The 17,044-nt window shown below is 73.4% G+C and carries 8 protein-coding genes; 6 read left to right on the top strand and 2 right to left on the bottom strand.

Annotated features, from left to right (window positions below; genetic code table 11):
• Positions 1-34: 34 nt before the first annotated feature.
• A complete protein-coding gene (gene moeZ / locus AB0K02_RS16860; protein WP_177150619.1) occupies positions 35-1,213 on the top strand; it encodes an adenylyltransferase/sulfurtransferase MoeZ in 1,179 nt (392 codons plus the stop codon).
• A 61-nt stretch (positions 1,214-1,274) separates the two neighbouring features.
• On the opposite strand, the gene AB0K02_RS16855 is transcribed toward moeZ, so the two are convergent.
• Both AB0K02_RS16855 and AB0K02_RS16850 read right to left on the bottom strand, forming a co-directional pair.
• Positions 1,275-2,831, bottom strand: coding sequence for an alpha/beta hydrolase (locus AB0K02_RS16855; RefSeq protein ID WP_365993202.1), 1,557 nt, complete (start codon positions 2,829-2,831; stop codon positions 1,275-1,277).
• Between the two features lie 137 nt (positions 2,832-2,968).
• The gene (locus AB0K02_RS16850; protein ID WP_365993201.1) at positions 2,969-5,863 is read right to left on the bottom strand and encodes a lysylphosphatidylglycerol synthase domain-containing protein; all 2,895 of its coding nucleotides are present in this window, start codon (positions 5,861-5,863) and stop codon (positions 2,969-2,971) included.
• Between the two features lie 152 nt (positions 5,864-6,015).
• Here AB0K02_RS16850 and AB0K02_RS16845 point away from each other — a divergent pair, with 152 nt between their 5' ends.
• The 5 genes from AB0K02_RS16845 (at position 6,016) to AB0K02_RS16825 (ending at position 17,039) form a co-directional block, all read left to right on the top strand.
• Complete coding sequence (locus AB0K02_RS16845) at positions 6,016-6,507, top strand: MGMT family protein (protein ID WP_365993200.1); 492 nt, start codon at positions 6,016-6,018, stop codon at positions 6,505-6,507.
• A gap of 101 nt (positions 6,508-6,608) precedes the next feature.
• Positions 6,609-10,457, top strand: coding sequence for a UvrD-helicase domain-containing protein (locus AB0K02_RS16840; RefSeq protein WP_365993199.1), 3,849 nt, complete (start codon positions 6,609-6,611; stop codon positions 10,455-10,457).
• Positions 10,458-10,556: 99 nt separating this feature from the next.
• Positions 10,557-11,714, top strand: coding sequence for a hypothetical protein (locus tag AB0K02_RS16835; protein ID WP_365993198.1), 1,158 nt, complete (start codon positions 10,557-10,559; stop codon positions 11,712-11,714).
• A 65-nt stretch (positions 11,715-11,779) separates the two neighbouring features.
• On the top strand, positions 11,780-15,631 hold the full coding sequence (locus AB0K02_RS16830; RefSeq protein ID WP_365993197.1) for a UvrD-helicase domain-containing protein: 3,852 nt from the start codon (positions 11,780-11,782) through the stop codon (positions 15,629-15,631).
• 10 nt (positions 15,632-15,641) lie between these two features.
• On the top strand, positions 15,642-17,039 hold the full coding sequence (locus tag AB0K02_RS16825; RefSeq protein WP_365993196.1) for a dipeptidase: 1,398 nt from the start codon (positions 15,642-15,644) through the stop codon (positions 17,037-17,039).
• Positions 17,040-17,044 lie beyond the last annotated feature (5 nt).

Below are 17,044 nucleotides of genomic sequence, written 5' to 3'. Positions count from 1 at the left end.
AACAACCGTACTGATACCGATCTACGGAGTCCCCGTGTCGCTGCCACCCCTGGTCGAGCCAGCTGCTGAGCTCACCGTCGACGAGGTCCGCAGGTACTCCCGCCACCTGATCATCCCCGACGTGGGGATGGACGGGCAGAAGCGGCTGAAGAACGCCAAGGTGCTCTGTGTGGGCGCCGGCGGCCTGGGTTCGCCGGCCCTCATGTACCTCGCCGCGGCCGGTGTCGGCACGCTCGGCATCGTGGAGTTCGACGAGGTCGACGAGTCGAACCTGCAGCGTCAGATCATCCACAGCCAGGCGGACATCGGCCGTTCCAAGGCCGAGTCCGCCCGCGACAGCGTCAAGGGCATCAACCCGTACGTGAACGTCGTCCTCCACGAAGAGCGGCTCGAGGCCGAGAACGTGATGGACATCTTCAGCCAGTACGACCTGATCGTCGACGGCACGGACAACTTCGCGACCCGCTACCTGGTCAACGACGCGTGCGTGCTGCTGAACAAGCCGTACGTCTGGGGCTCGATCTACCGCTTCGACGGCCAGGCCTCCGTCTTCTGGTCCGAGCACGGCCCCTGCTACCGCTGCCTCTACCCGGAGCCCCCGCCGCCGGGCATGGTCCCCTCCTGCGCCGAGGGCGGCGTGCTGGGCGTGCTGTGCGCGTCCATCGGCTCCATCCAGGTCAACGAGGCGATCAAGCTGCTCGCCGGCATCGGTGAGCCGCTGGTCGGCCGACTGATGATCTACGACGCCCTGGAGATGCAGTACCGCCAGGTCAAGGTCCGCAAGGACCCGAACTGCGCGGTCTGCGGCGAGAACCCGACCGTCACCGAGCTCATCGACTACGAGGCCTTCTGCGGCGTCGTGTCCGAGGAGGCCCAGGAGGCGGCTGCCGGTTCGACGATCACTCCCAAGCAGCTCAAGGAGTGGATCGACGACGGCGAGAACATCGACATCATCGACGTCCGCGAGATCAACGAGTACGAGATCGTCTCGATCCCGGGCGCGCGTCTGATCCCGAAGAACGAGTTCCTGATGGGCAGCGCCCTCCAGGACCTGCCGCAGGACAAGAAGATCGTCCTGCATTGCAAGACGGGTGTCCGCAGTGCGGAAGTCCTCGCGGTGCTCAAGTCGGCGGGCTTCGCCGACGCGGTGCACGTCGGCGGCGGCGTGATCGGCTGGGTCAACCAGATCGAGCCGGAGAAGCCGGTCTACTGATCAGGACGGTGCAGGGGCCCCGGACCGCGTGTGCGGTCCGGGGCCCCTGCCGTTGCCCGGCCTACCGGCAGACCGTCCCGTCCTTCGGCACCCTGCCGTTCAGCAGGTAGCCGTCAACCGCGCGGTTCACGCACGCGCTGTTGCCGTACGCGCCGTGCCCCTGCCCCCGGTAGGTGATCTGGACGCCCACCCCCTTGCCGAGGGCCTCCTTCATCGCCTTCGCCCCTTCGTACGGGGTGGCCGGGTCGCCCGTGTTGCCGATGAGGACGATCGGCGCGGAGCCCGGGGCGGAGACGTCCGGGTGCGACCACATGCCCGGCACCGGCCAGTCGGTGCAGCTCAGCAGGCCCCAGCCCAGGAAGTCGCCGAACACGGGCGACGCCTTGCGGAACGCGGGCAGCTTCGCCTTGGTCTGCTCCAGCGTGTACCGCTCCTTGGAGTCGGCGCAGCCGATGGCCATGCCGGCCGCCTGGATGTTGCTGTAGGTGCCGGTGTCCGAGCGGCCGGTCAACGCGTCGGAGAACGCGAGCAGCAGCGCGCCGTTGCCGCCCTCCGCCTCGTCGAGTCCCTGCTCCAGCAGCTCCCAGTACTGACGGGAGTACAGCGTCTGCGCGATGCCGTTCAGCGCCTGGCTCTGCGTCAGCTTGCGTTCCCCGATGCCGGCGATCGGCTTCTTGTCCAGGCCGTTGAGGAACCCGATGATCCAGTCCTGCATCTCCTCGACGGTGGAGCCGGGGAGCCGGCAGTCGTCGCCGCGGTTCACGCAGTCCTTCAGGAAGTTGGTCAGCGCCAGCTGGAAGCCCTCGGCCTGGCCGAGGGAGCCCTGCTCGTAGTTCTCGCTCGGGTCGACCACCGCGTCGAACACCGCCCTGCCCACCCGCTGCGGGAACAGGTGCGCGTACACACCGCCCAGCTCGGTGCCGTACGAGATCCCGAAGTAGTGCAGCTTGTCGTCGCCGAGGACCTGGCGGATCAGGTCCATGTCGCGCGCGGCGTCGACGGTGGCGACATGGGGAAGCTCACTGCCCGAGTTCTCCTCGCAGGAGTCGGTGAACGACTGGATGCCCTCGACGAACCTCTCCTCCTCCGACGCGTCGTCGGGCGTCGAGTCCTGCGCCACGTACGTGTCCATCTCCCGGTCGTCCAGGCACTCGACGGGCACGCTGCGGCCGACCCCGCGCGGATCGAAGCTCACCAGGTCGTAGCGGGTGTGCAGGGCGCCGTAGTCCTTGGCGGCGGCGGGCAGGGTGGCCACGCCCGAGCCGCCGGGGCCGCCGAAGTTGAAGACGAGGGAGCCGATGCGGTTCGCCCGGTCCCGGGCGCGTGCGCGGATGAGCGCCAGTTCGATGGTCTCGCCGTCCGGCTCGTCCCAGTCGAGCGGCGTGTCCAGGAACGAGCACTCCCATATGGTGCCCCCCGGCAGCGGAGACGGCTTCGGCCCGCCGCCCTCGGCCTCGGAGGGCGCCGGGCAGGGCTGCCACTCCAGCTGCTGGGCGGCGAGATCCTTGGGGCGGTCCTCGTCGTTCCCCCCGCCGCCCCCACAGCCCGCGGCGGTCAGCAGGACGGCGGCGGCGGTGGCGACGGCGGCCGTACGGGCCGCTGCACGAGTGGTCGGCATAGGGCCATCGTGCGACGGCGCGGCATGCTCCGCACGGGCGAACGGGCCATGCGGGTGGCGGACCGGTCAAGGCACCGTACGAGTGGCCCCGCTGCTCCGGGCGGGTGATTCCCGGGCGGTCCGGCGGACGGCCGCTGTCAGAGCGCGCCCTTGCGCGTGAGGTGATTGAAGGCGAACCAGCCGGGCAGCACCGGCAGCCAGAGCGTCATCGTGCGGTACAGCAGCACGGCGGGCGCGGCGACCTCCTTGGGCACGCCCACCAGCAGCAGGCCGCCCACGAGCGCGCCCTCGACGGCTCCCACACCGCCCGGTGTCGGCGCGGCCGAGCCCAGGGCGTTGCCCGCGAGGAACACCACGGCGATGCTCGCGTAGCTGATCGACTGGTTGCCGCCGTCGAACGCGCGCAGCGAAGCGTCCAGGCACATCACGAACACGCCGGTCAAAAGCAGCATGCCGCCGATGCCGGTGAGCAGTTTCACCGGCCGCTGGAGCACGTCGAGCATGCGCGGCACCACCCCGGCGAACAGCGAGCGCAGCCGGGTGGCGACGAATTTGCGCAGGAACGGGATGGCTGTGACGACCAGCACCAGCACGGCGACTGTGAGCAGGCCCGCGATCACGGTCCTCGACGGTGTGAACGAGGCCGTCCGCTCCGTTCCGGTCAGGTAGCCGAAGGACAGCAGGAGCAGGATGTGCGCGCCCAGCCCGAACAGCTGCGAGGCGCCCACGCTCGCCACGGCGAGCCCCGGTCGCACCCCCGAGCGCTGGAGGAAGCGCGTGTTGAGGGCGACGCCGCCGACCGCGGCCGGGGCCACGATCTTGACGAACGATCCCGCCACCTGCGCGAGCACGGTCCGCCCGAAGCCGACCCGCTCGGGGACGAAGCCCAGCAGGCTCATCGCCGCCGCCACGTAGCTGAGCGCCGAGAACGCGAGGGCGGCGGCGACCCAGCCCCAGTGCGCGTTGTCGAAGACGGTGCCGAAGTCGATCCCCGCGATCTGCGACAGCAGGAAGTACGCGGCGACGGCACCCGCGATGAAGCTGACGAGCGTACGGGGCCTGATCCGCTCCAGCCGGACCGGCTCCACAGGGGCCTGCGGGCGGATCAGCAGCACCTGGCGGCGGATCTGGGAGAGCAGGTCCTCCTCGCGGGCCTCCTCCATCGCCTCGTCCATGGCCCGCTTGTCGGCCTGCCTCTCCGCGCGCTCGACCTTGCGGGCCGCCTTGCGGTCGTCGGCCGCCGCCTGCGGCGTACGGGCCTTCCTGGCCGCCGCGGATGCCTCCAGCACCGCCTCGCGCTCGCGCTGCGCCCGCTCGCGCGCCTGCTGGCGCAGCGTGGCACGGGTGGAGCGGGTGAGCGCGATCGGCTGGAGCAGCGGCAGACAGTCGGCGACCTTGTCGGGGCCGAGCACCTCCACGGCCGCGGCGACCGCCCGCTCGGCGCCCACCCGCAGACCGAGCGTGGTCAGCAGCTGGGCGATGTCCATGCGCAGGACCACGTCCCCGGCCGCGATCTCGCCGCCGCGCAGGTCCGTCAGGACCACCCGGCCGGACTGGTCCACCAGGATCGCGTCCCCGGCGAGCCTGCGGTGCGCGATGCGCCGGGACTGGAGCGCCTTCACCTGACGCCAGGCGCCAAGGATCACCTCGTCGGTGATCTCCTTGTCCTCCAGCGCGTCGAGCACCCGCCCGCCCTGGTGCTCGTACACGAGCATCACGGCGTCGGGACCGAGCTCGGAGGTGGCGATGAGCTTGGGCGCGTTGGCCCCGGCGGCGATCGCCGCGTACGCCAGCAGCGCCTCCTGCTCCAGGGCCTGGCGCAGCGACGGGATGGAGCGGCGCGTGGTGATCGAGCGCAGGGTCAGACGCCGCCACACCCGGTAGAAGAAGCCGTGCGCCTGCTGCTCGCGGTCGACGACGGTCACGTCGAGCGGGGGGCCGTCCTCCAGCGAGACCAGATAGCGCCGGCCGCGGTCCTGGTCGGCGTTCTCCGCAGTGTCCTCGGCACGCATCGCGGACACCGGGTGGAAGCCGACGTGGCGCAGTCCGGCGAGCAGGTTCTGGCCGGTGGGGCGGACGTTCGGGGAGCCGACCGCGTAGAGGGTGCCGTACGCGACGGTCCAGCCGAGGAGGACGGTCAGGATGATCGAGAAGGGGGTGGTGTACCCGGCGACCAGCATGGCGAACGCGTCCAGCAGCAGGACGACCCACAGCACCACGCGCCAGCGCGGTCTGCGGGCCATCCCGACGGCGGTCATGTAGGCGATGACGGGCGCGAGATAGCCGTGCACCGGGTCCGTCAGGCCGTTCGACTGCGGCTGCGTCAGCGCGTCCTGGAGGCTGCCGGGGGCGCTGCGGGAGACCCACAGGTCGGTGGCGAGGGTGACGCCGTGGGCGAGGACCGCGGCGAGCACGCCGTCCGCGATCCGCAGCCCGTCCCGTTTGATCAGGCGCTCGATGGCGAAGGCGACCGGGACGCACAGCACGGCGATGCTGGACACCAGACCCGCGAGCTTGACCAGCAGGTCCGGGGCCTGGCCGGTGCCCTTGCTGATGTCCGACTCGAGACCGGTGGTGGTGCCCTGGGCGAAGGCGGCGACGGCCAGGACGACGGCGATCGCCAGGATGCCGACCAGCAGCCGCATCAGATCGGAGGGGCGGTGGACCCGGGCGGCGAGCAGCGGCTCGTCACCGGAGACCCGGTCGGAACGGCTCACGTCGACACGCGTGGAGCCGTGCGGCCCACCCGTGGGCTCGCCTGCTCCGGCGGGCGGGGCGGTGCCGTCGTCCGGGGGCGGGGCGGTGCCGTCGTCCGGGGGCGGGGCGGCGTCGGTGCCGGACGGGGCGTTCGAGGGCGTGGCGGAGTCCCCGCCGGCCGTCGGTTCCCGGTCCGCCGACGGCTGCGCGGCGTCCTGGCCGGTCGGCGGAGCAGGCAATTCCGCCTCCGGCTCGCGCTCAGGGCCGCCTGCCGCCTTCGAAGGCTGCACGCCCTGCTCCTTCGCCGTCTCGGTCTCTTCTTGATCTCGTATCACCAGTCACCGCCCGCACGATGGTGGCACGACGGAACGACACAGGGGGGCATCAGGGTGTAACGCGGAGGCGTCGGGCACGCGAGATGCCCCTCTTTGCCGTCTGTGTGCCGGTTCGCACCCTCTCCGGGGCGCTGTCGGTGGCATGCGGCAGGATGGGTCGGATGGACGACCGCATGGACGAGTTGCCCCAGTACCCCGCATACGCGGAGCGGGTGCTGGAGGTCGCCGAGCTGATCCCACCGGGCCGCGTGATGACGTACGGGGACGTCGCGGAGTGGCTCGGCGAGGGCGGACCCCGCCAGGTCGGCCGTGTGATGGCGCTCTACGGCGGCCCCGTGCCGTGGTGGCGCGTCGTGCGGGCCGACGGGGTCCTGCTGCCCGGCCACGAGCTGCGCGCCCTGGACCACTACCGTGCGGAGGGCACCCCCCTGCGGGACGCGTCGCGCGTCGCCGAGGGACATCTGCCGCGCCTCGACATGAAGCGGGCGCGGTGGGACGGCGTGGAGCGGCGCGAGGCGGGCCCGGACGACGCCGTTCCGGGAGATGTGCCTCACAGCGAAGAGGCTCACAACGGGGCTCACATAGGACAGCTTCCGCCAAACGGCGGCGCTGCGGGCGGTCCGACGACCGTACGGGGTACGTGACGCGACCGCTGCCCGCGCGGCGCGGCAGGGCGTAGCGTCCCTTGCGCGCGGCACGCGCCGCACCCTCCTCATCAGCACACCCACCAGGACCGGCGATCCACGTGAGTTCCTCCTCCACAACCGGGCGTACGGCGTACCCGCACCAGGTGCGCCGGAAGGCCCCGGGCGCGTACCGGCTGGTGCGCACCCCGCCGGTCCCCGTGGAACCCCCTCACCTGGACGCGGCGCAGCGCGCCGTGGTTGACCACGGCCACGGGCCGCTGCTGGTCCTGGCCGGGCCGGGCACGGGAAAGACGACCACGCTGGTGGAGGCCGTCGCCGCGCGGATCGCCCGGGGTGCGGACCCGGCGCGCCTCCTCGTGCTCACCTTCAGCCGCAAGGCCGCGGTCGAGCTGCGCGACCGCATGGCGCTGCGGCTCGGAGGGGCCCACGGACCGCAGGCGACCACGTTCCACTCCTTCTGCTACGCCCTCGTGCGGGCCCACCAGGACGCCGATCTGTTCCGCGAGCCGCTGCGGCTGCTGTCCGGACCGGAGCAGGACCTCGCCGTACGCGAACTGCTGGCCGGCCAGATCGACCTGGAGCGGCACGGCATGGCAGGGGTGCGCTGGCCCGACGAGCTGCGGGCCTGCCTCACCACGCGCGGCTTCGCCGACGAGGTGCGGGCGGTGCTGGCACGCAGCCGCGAGCTCGGACTGGGCCCGGACGCCCTGTCGCGCTTCGCTGCCCGTACCGGCCGCCCCGACTGGGGCGCGGCGGCGGCCTTCCTGGCCGAGTACCTGGACGTGCTCGACATGCAGGGCGTACTCGACTACGCGGAGCTGGTCCACCGCGCGGTGCTGCTGGCGGAGACCGCGCTGTCGCCCAGGGATCTTCCATACGACGCGGTGTTCGTGGACGAGTACCAGGACACCGACCCGGCGCAGGTGCGGCTGCTGCGGGCGCTGGCGGGCGGGGGCCGCACGCTGGTCGCCTTCGGCGACCCGGACCAGTCCATCTACGCCTTCCGCGGGGCCGACGTGAACGGCATCCTCGACTTCCCCGACGCCTTCCGGCACGCGGACGGCAGGCCGTCGGACGTCGCCGTGCTCACGACCTCCCGGCGCAGCGGGGCCGTGCTCCTGGAGGCGACGCGTCTGCTGACCCGCCGCATGCCGCTGACCAGGCTCCCGGCGGACAAGGTGCGGGCGCACCGGGACCTGGCGGCGGTCCGGAAGGGCGGCCGGGTGGAGGCGTACACCTATCCGACGGCGTCCACGGAGCTCGACAACATCGCCGACATCCTGCGCCGCGCCCATCTCGAGGACGGGGTGCCCTGGCACGAGATGGCGGTCCTGGTCCGCGCGGGCGGCCGCACGATCCCGTCCCTGCGGCGGGCACTGACGTCGGCGGGCGTTCCCCTGGAGGTCGACGGCGACGACATCCCGTTGCGTCATGAACCGGCCGTGGCCCCGCTCCTCACGGCGCTCCGAGCGGCGGCGACGGCGGCGGCACGCGGCACGGAAGCCGGCCGCGCACCGGCCGGCACGGACCCGGCTGCCCCGTCGCCCGCGGCTGCCGAGGCCGCGCCGGATCCGGGGGGTACGGCTGCCGAGGCCGCGCCGGGGGCGGAGGGGCCGCTGGGCGGGGCCGCCGGGGACGTGCCGGTGGTGGAGGGAGATGTGCAGGGCGCGGCTGCCGGGAACGTGTCGGCCTTCGGCGGGGACGCGCCCGGCCCGGACGCGGGTGTCGACGCGGGCGGTACGGCCGTTGCTGTGCCCGCGGTCAGCGGCGGCGCACCGCGCGCGGCAGCGGTGGTGGGCGGTTCCGGTGGTGCGGAGTCGGGCGGCGCGGCCGCGGAGGACGCGAGTGGGCCCGTACACGCCGAGCAAGCGCCCGCCCCAGGCGATGACGTCCCGCACGCTGAGGGTGCGGGCGACGGCACCGGGGACGCCCCCCACGGGGAGGGGGCCGTGGCATCGGCCGGCGACGCCACCCACGCCGAGGGGGCCGTGGCATCGGCCGGGAACGCCCCCCACGACCAGGACGGCGACGACCCCCACCCCGAGGACGACCGCGGCCCCGGCGACGTCGGCTCGTGGCTCGACACCGAGACCGCGCTCAGCCTTCTCGCCTCGCCCCTCGGCGGTATGGACTCCGCCGACCTCCGGCGCCTCGGCCGCGCCCTGCGCGACGAGGAGCGGGCCGGGGGCAACCGCCTGCCCCCTCCATCCGACCAGCTCATCGCCCGCGCGCTCGCCGAGCCCGAGCGCCTGGTCGCCCACGACCCCGCCTACGCCCGCGGCGCCCAGCGGCTCGGCGCCCTGCTGCGCAAGGCCCGGGAGCTGCTCGAAGGCGGCGGCACCGCCGAAGAGGCGCTGTGGCTGCTGTGGGACGGCACCTCATGGCCGCAGCGCCTGGAGCGCGCGGCTTTCCGCGGCGGCGCGGCCGGCCGCAACGCCGACCGCGACCTCGACGCCGTCTGCGCCCTCTTCGAGACCGCCGCGCGCGCCGAGGAACGCACCGGCGGGCGCGGCGCGCTCAACTTCATCGAGGAGCTCGACGCCCAGGACATCGCCGCCGACACCCTCTCCCGCAGGCAGATCCGCCCCGACGCCGTACGGCTGATGACCGCGCACCGCTCGAAGGGACTCGAGTGGAGTCTCGTCGTCGTCGCCGGCGTACAGGAGGGCCTGTGGCCGGACCTGCGCCGCCGCGGTTCGCTCCTGGAGGCCGACCGCATCGGACGCGACGGCCTCGCCGAGCCCCTCACCCCCGGCGCGCTCCTCGCCGAGGAGCGCCGGCTCTTCTACGTCGCCGCCACCCGTGCCCGCGACCGGCTCGTCGTCACCGCCGTGAAGGCCCCCGCCGACGACGGCGACCAGCCCTCCCGTTTCCTCACGGAGCTCGGCACCGAGCCCCGCGACGTCACCGGCCGCCCCCGCCGTCCCCTCGCCGTCGCCCCGCTCGTCGCCGAGCTGCGGGCCACCACCGTGGACCCGGACGCCTCCCCGGAACTGCGTGACGCCGCCGCGCGCCGTCTGGCCCGGCTCGCGGCGCTCACCGACGAGGAGGGCCAGCCCCTGGTGCCCTCGGCGCACCCGTACCGCTGGTGGGGCATGTCCGACCCCACGCACAGCGCCGTACCGCTGCGCGACCGGGAGCGGCCCGTCACCCTCTCGGGCAGCGCCCTGGACCAGCTCGCCAACACGTGTGCGCTCCAGTGGTTCCTGGGGCGCGAGGTCAGGGCGGACGCCCCGGCCACCGCCGCCCAGGGTTTCGGCAACGTCGTCCACGTGCTCGCCGACGAGGTCGCGTCCGGCCGCAGCCCCGCCGACCTCGCCGTCCTCATGGAACGGCTCGACTCCGTCTGGGACGCCCTCGTCTTCGACGCCCCCTGGAAGTCGAAGCAGGAGAAGGAGCACGCGCGCGTGGCGCTCGAACGCTTCCTGCGGTGGCACGTCATGGACCGCGGCGGACGGACACCAGCGGCGACCGAGCACGACTTCGACGTGGCCCTGGAGGCGGGCGAGTACGAGGTGCGCATCCGCGGCTCCATGGACCGTGTCGAACAGGACGCCCAGGGCCGCGCCTACGTCGTGGACTTCAAGACCGGCAAGCAGTCGCCCACCCGGGACGAGGTCGCCCGCCACCCGCAGCTCGCCGTGTACCAGCTGGCCGTCCGGGAAGGGGCCGTCGACGAGGTCTTCGACGGGCGCAGACCGGAGCCCGGCGGCGCCGAACTCGTCCAGCTGCGCCAGCCCGCCGCCACGAAGGAGGGCGGCGAGGCACTGCCCAAGGTGCAGGCGCAGGAGGCGCTCTCGGGGGAGTGGGTCGGCGAACTGCTGGCCACCGCCGCCGGCCGGGTGCTCGACGAGCGTTTCACGCCGTCGACCGGCCAGCACTGCACGCACTGCGCGTTCCGCGCCTCCTGCAGCGCTCAGCCGGAAGGCCGCCAAATAGTGGAATGATCGGTGTTTTTGTCGGCATTTTCTCCCTTTGCCTGCATCCAATGAAGGTCCACGGCAGTCGGTACGGGCTGCGGCAGGCGGATCTTCGAGGAGCGACACATGGCGGCCACGAGAAAGTCCCTGACCACGGCGATCGCGGGGGTGAGCGCGATCGCCGCGCTGGCGGGCTGTTCCCAGGACGGCGGCGTCAAGGCCGAGCGCGCGGCGGGCGCGGGCCGGGTGCCCGCCGCCCAGACGACCGGTGCGACGGGGGACTCCCTGAAGGGCCTGAGCGCCGATCAGATCGCCCAGAAGGCGGTGGAGACGACGAAGGCGGCCTCGTCGCTGCGCATGAAGGGTGCGATCGAGGCCGACGGACAGCGGGTGTCGGTCGACCTCGCGATGGACGCGAAGGACAACTGCACGGGCCGTCTGGGTGTCAACAGCGGCCGCGCCGACCTCCGCAGGCTCGGCGAGGTGCTCTACATGAAGGGCGACGAGGCGTTCTGGCGCGCCTCGTTGAGCCGCAGCGGCACCGCCTCGCCGGACGCGGGCAACAGCGACACCGTGATCGACTTGATGAAGGGCCGCTGGATCAAGATGCCGGCCCGCGCCGTCAAGGAGATGCAGGGCGTGTGCGACCTCGACGAGATGCTCGCCGAGCTGGGCGAGAAGAAGGCGGACCGTACGGGCCTGACGCTCGGCGAGGACAGTGAGATCGACGGCGTACCCGTGGCGACCCTGGTGAAGAAGAAGGGCAGTCAGACGACGACCGCGTACGTGGCGAGGGAGGGCAAGCCGTACCTGCTGAAGGTCGTCAAGAAGGGCGGCGGCCAACCGGGCACGGTCGCGCTCTCCGACTTCGACAGGCCCGTGAAGGTCACGGCGCCACCCGCGAACGAGGTCCTCGACCTGGGGCAGCTCGGCGGCGCGCAGTTCGGCACCGGGACGGGCACGGACGCGGACCTCGAGCCGGCGGGACCGGGCGCGGCGGGTGCCGATTCCGGCACCGAGCCGGGTGCGGCGACCGGGACGGACGGCGCCGCCGACGACACCGGCACCGAGGGGGCGGGCCCGGCCGCCGGCTCGGATTCGGGTGACGCCGCCTTCGGATCAGACTCCGCATCCGGCTCCGGATCCGCCGCCGAAACGGGCTCGGGCGCAGACACCGGTTCCCGTCACGGCTCCGGTTCCGTTTCCGGTTCCGGTTCCGGCTCCGGATCCGTTTCCGGTTCCGGATCCGCTTCCCGCGAGGGCGACGGTGCGACGACGCCCTGAGCCTCGCCTCCGCTCCCGGCCCATGGGGACCGCCGCTGTCGGCGGTCCCCATTAGCCTCTCTGAGGTGACCGCACGCATCACCGACCCCGAGCAGCTCAAGGAGCTCCTCGGCATCCCGTTCACCCCGGAGCAGACGGCCTGCATCACCGCGCCGCCCGCCCCGCAGGTCATCGTGGCCGGCGCCGGCTCGGGGAAGACGACGGTGATGGCGGCGCGCGTGGTGTGGCTGGTGGGCACCGGCCAGGTCGCGCCCGAGCAGGTCCTCGGCCTCACGTTCACCAACAAGGCGGCGGGCGAGCTCGCCGAGCGCGTCCGGACCGCGCTCGTACGGGCGGGGGTGACGGACCCGGACGCGATCGATCCCGACAACCCTCCCGGCGAGCCCCGCATCTCGACGTACCACGCCTTCGCCGGCCAGCTGCTGACCGACCACGGCCTGCGCATAGGGCTCGAGCCGTCGGCGCGGCTCCTCGCCGACGCCACGCGCTACCAGCTCGCAGCGCGCGTGCTGCGCGAAGCCCCGGGCCCCTATCCGGCGCTCACCCGGTCCTTCCCCTCGCTCGTCAGCGACGTCCTCGCACTCGACGCGGAACTCGCGGAGCATCTGGTGCCCCCCGAGCGGCTCGCGGCGTACGACACCGAGCTGCTGGGCATCCTGGAGACCGCCAAGCTGAGCAACGCCGACCTCCGCAAGGTCCCCGAAGCGGCGGCGGCCCGCCGCGAGCTGCTCGATCTGACCGTCCGTTACCGGGCGGCCAAGCGCGAGCGCGATCTGCTCGACTTCGGTGACCAGATCGCTCTCTCCGCGGAACTCGCGCTCACCCGACCCGAGGTCGGCACGATCCTGCGGGACGAGTTCCGGGTCGTCCTGCTCGACGAGTACCAGGACACCTCGGTGGCGCAGCGGCTGCTGCTGTCCGGGCTGTTCGGGCAGGGCACGGGGCACGCCGTCACCGCGGTCGGCGACCCCTGCCAGGCGATCTACGGCTGGCGCGGCGCGTCCGTGGCCAACCTGGACGACTTCCCGCTCCACTTCCCCTTCGCCGACGGCAGCCCCGCCGCCCGCTTCTCGCTCAGCGAGAACCGCCGCAGCGGAGGCCGGCTGCTGCACCTGGCCAACCACCTGGCGGCGCCGCTGCGGGCGATGCACGAAGGGGTGGAGGCGTTGCGGCCCGCGCCCGGCGCCGAGCGGGACGGCCTCGTCCGCTGCGCCCTGCTGCCCACGCACGCCGAGGAGATCGACTGGCTCGCCGACTCGATCGCCCACCTGGTGCGCACCGGCAAGGAGCCGGGCGAGATCGCGGTCCTGTGCCGTACGGCAGGCGACTTCCCCGAGATCCAGGCGGCCCTCGTCGCCCGTGACGTCCCCGTCGAGGTGGTGGGCCTGTCCGGGCTGCTGCACCTGCCGGAGGTCGCCGACCTGGTGGCCGTGTGCGAGGTCCTCCAGGACCCGGGAGCCAACGCCTCACTCGTACGCCTCCTGACCGGTCCGCGCTGGCGGATCGGGCCGCGCGACCTGGCACTCCTGGGCCGCCGGGCACGGCTGCTGGTGCACCGGACCGGCGCCGACGACGACCCCGACCAGCGCCTCGCGGCGGCGGTCGAGGGCACCGACCCGGCCGAGGTCGTCTCGCTGGCCGACGCCCTGGACACCTTCCTGGAGCCGGGCGGCGGGGAGGACGACGGCCTGCCCTTCTCGGCCGACGCGCGGGTGCGGTTCGCGCGTCTCGCGGCCGAGCTGCGCGATCTGCGCAGGGCGCTGGCCGATCCGCTGATGGACGTCCTGCACCGGGTGCTGTCCGCCACCGGACTCGAGGTGGAGCTGTCCGCCTCCCCGCACGCCCTCGCGGCCCGGCGGCGTGAGACCCTCGCCAACTTCATGGACGTCGCGGCCGGGTTCGCCGCGCTGGACGGCGAGGCGACGCTGCTGGCGTTCCTCGGCTTCCTGCGGACCGCCGCGCAGTACGAGAAGGGCCTGGACAACGCCCTCCCGGGCGGCGAGAACACCGTCAAGGTTCTGACCGCGCACAAGTCGAAGGGCCTCGAATGGGACGTCGTCGCCGTGCCGGGGCTCGTCGCCAAGCACTTCCCGAACGACCAGGCGCGCGAGTCCTGGACCTCGCAGGCCAAGGTGCTCCCGCACGCGCTGCGGGGGGACGCGGACACGCTCCCGGACGTGCGGTCGTGGGACGCGCGGGGCCTGAAGGCGTTCAAGGAGTCGATGAAGGACCACCAGTACACGGAGGAACTGCGCCTGGGATACGTGACCTTCACCCGCCCCCGCTCCCTCCTCCTCGGTTCGGCGCACTGGTGGGGCCCCAGCCAGAAGCGCCGCCGGGGTCCTTCGTCGTTCCTCCAGGCGCTGTACGAGCACTGCGCGCAGGGCCACGGCGAGATCGAGGTCTGGGCGGAGGAGCCCGAGGAGGACGCGGAGAACCCTGCGCTGCGGGCGGCGGACGCGGACCACGCCTGGCCGCTGCCCCTGGATCCGGAGTCCCTGTCCCGCCGCCGCAAGGCGGCGGAGACCGTGCTGGCCCACATGGCGTCCCTCACGACGGCACCGCCCGGGCCTGCGGCTGATCCGGCCGCTCCGGACGCGCCCGACGACTGGGAGTGGCCCGAGGAGCCTCCGGCCGACGAGGAGGAGCCCCCCTACGACGACATGGCCACCCCGCCGCTCGTCCCCCACCAACAGGACCGGTCGCCCGAGCACACCCACCGGGAGCCGCCCGCGTCGTACGGCGAGGCCGATGGACCGGCGACCGCGCCGCCTGGGGAGCCCGGCGACGGGGCGCGACGCCGCGAGTCCGCCGGCCCGGTCCCCGCGCCGCCTGTGCACGGGGAGCTTGGGGAGGAGATCCCCACGCCCGCGTCGTACGGCGAATCTGCCGGATCGGTCACCGCACCGTTCGCGGACGGGGAGCCCGGCGACGGGGCCACAGCCTCGTCCTCACGTCGCCGCGAGTCCGCCGGCCCGGTCCCCGCGCCTCCCGCGAACCGCGAGCCCGGCGGAGCCGGGGCCGGCTCGCCCTCGCGCCGCGAAGCGGGCGCGACCCGGGGCGAGGGGGCGTCAGCCCCCGCGTCCGACGATCGGCCGCCCCGGGGGTCCGGGGGCACGCCCCTGGTCCAGGGAAGTGGGGGTCCCCCCACGCCGCCAGGCGTAGGGGGAGGGGTGGGGGACCTCACTCCCGAGGACGCCCGCACCATCGCCTCGTGGGACCGCGATCTCGACGCGCTCACCGGCGAACTCCGCCGCGCCCGCGCCTCCACCCGTGACGTCCCGCTGCCGCGTTCCCTGTCCGCCTCGCAGCTCCTGCGTCTCGCCGCCGACCCCGACGGCTTCGCCCGCGACCTCGCCCGCCCCATGCCCCGGCCACCGCAGCGCGCCGCGCGGCGCGGCACCAGGTTCCACGCCTGGGTGGAGTCGCGGTTCGAGGAGCTGCCGCTGCCGATGCTCGACCCGGACGACCTCCCGGGGGCTCCGGGCGCCCCGGGAGCCGTCGCCGACGTGCACGACATCGCCGACGAGCAGGACCTCGCCGCCCTCAAGGACGCGTTCTACCGCACCGAGTACGCCCGCCGCACCCCGTACCGCGTCGAGGCGTCGTTCCAGATCACCCTCGCGGGCCGCGTCGTACGGGGCCGTATCGACGCGGTGTACCGCACCGGGGAGCACACGTACGAGATCGTCGACTGGAAGACCGCCCGCGACGGCTCCGCCGACCCCCTCCAGCTCGCGGTCTACCGCCTCGCCTGGGCCGAGCAGCAGGGCGTCCCGCTGGACGCCGTCTCCGCCGCGTTCGTCTTCGTCCGCAGCGGGGAGGTCGTCCGACCCGGCGGGCTCCCCGACCGCGCGGGGCTGGAGCGCATCCTGCTGGGTGGGACGGCCGACGAGCCGGAGCCGGTCGCCCGTTAGGCTCAGGAGCATGAGCGAGACCCCGGACAACGCCGTCCGTACGTACATCGAGCAGCACCGCACCGCCTTCGTCGACGACCTCGTCGAGTGGCTGCGGATCCCGTCCGTGTCGGCGCAGCCCGACCACGACGACGACGTACGGCGCAGCGCCGAGTGGCTCGCGGCCAAGCTCGCGGAGACCGGCTTCCCCGTCACCGAGGTCTGGCCGACGCCGGGCGCTCCCGCCGTGTTCGCCGAGTGGCCGTCCAGCGACCCGGACGCGCCCACCGTGCTGGTCTACGGTCACCACGACGTGCAGCCCGCGGCCCGCGAGGACGGCTGGCGCACCGACCCGTTCGAGCCGGTGGTCGAAGACGGCCGCCTGTACGCGCGGGGCGCCGCCGACGACAAGGGGCAGGTGTTCTTCCACACCCTCGGCGTACGCGCGCACCTCGCCGCCACCGGCCGCACGGCACCCGCCGTCAACCTCAAGCTGCTCGTCGAGGGTGAGGAGGAGTCGGGCTCTCCCCACTTCCGTGCGCTCGTCGAGGAGCACGCGCACCGCCTCGCGGCCGACGCCGTGATCGTCTCCGACACCGGCATGTGGTCCGAGACCACGCCCACGGTCTGCACCGGCATGCGGGGCCTCGCCGACTGCGAGATCACCCTGTACGGCCCCGACCAGGACATCCACTCCGGTTCGTTCGGCGGCGCCGTCCCCAACCCGGCCACGGTCGCCGCCCGCATCGTCGCCGCCCTGCACGACGAGGACGAGCGGGTCACCGTCCCCGGTTTCTACGACGGCATAGCGCCGCTGGACGACGCCGAGCGGGAGCTGTTCGCCGAGCTGCCCTTCGACCAGGAGTCGTGGCTGCGCACCGCCAAGTCCCACGGAACCCTCGGCGAGGCCGGGTACACCACGCTGGAGCGCATCTGGGCCCGCCCGACCGCCGAGGTCAACGGCATCGGCGGCGGTTACCAGGGCGCCGGCGGCAAGACGATCGTCCCGTCGTCGGCCTTCGTGAAGCTGTCGTTCCGGCTGGTGGCCGGGCAGCAGCCGGACAAGATCGAGCGGGCCGTCGCCGACTGGGTCGCCGACCGCGTACCCGCCGGGATCCGCCACGAGATCGTCTTCGGCGCCGCCACCCGTCCGTGCCTGACGCCGCTGGACCACCCGGCCCTGCGGTCGGTCGTACGGGCCATGAGCCGCGCCTTCAACGGCCGGAAGATCCGCTTCACCCGCGAGGGAGGCTCCGGCCCGGCCGCCGACCTCCAGGACGTTCTCGACGCCCCCGTCCTGTTCCTCGGCATCTCCGTACCGTCCGACGGCTGGCACGCACCCGACGAGAAGGTCGAGCTCGACCTCCTCGTCAAGGGCGTGGAAGCCTCCGCCCACCTGTGGGGCGACCTGGCCGACGCACTTCGCTGAACCGA

It is taken from the genome of Streptomyces sp. NPDC049597 (assembly GCF_040675505.1).
Taxonomy (GTDB): Bacteria; Actinomycetota; Actinomycetes; order Streptomycetales; family Streptomycetaceae; genus Streptomyces.
Note: the sequence above shows the minus strand (reverse complement) of the source record. Positions and strands in the feature narration are given on the sequence as shown.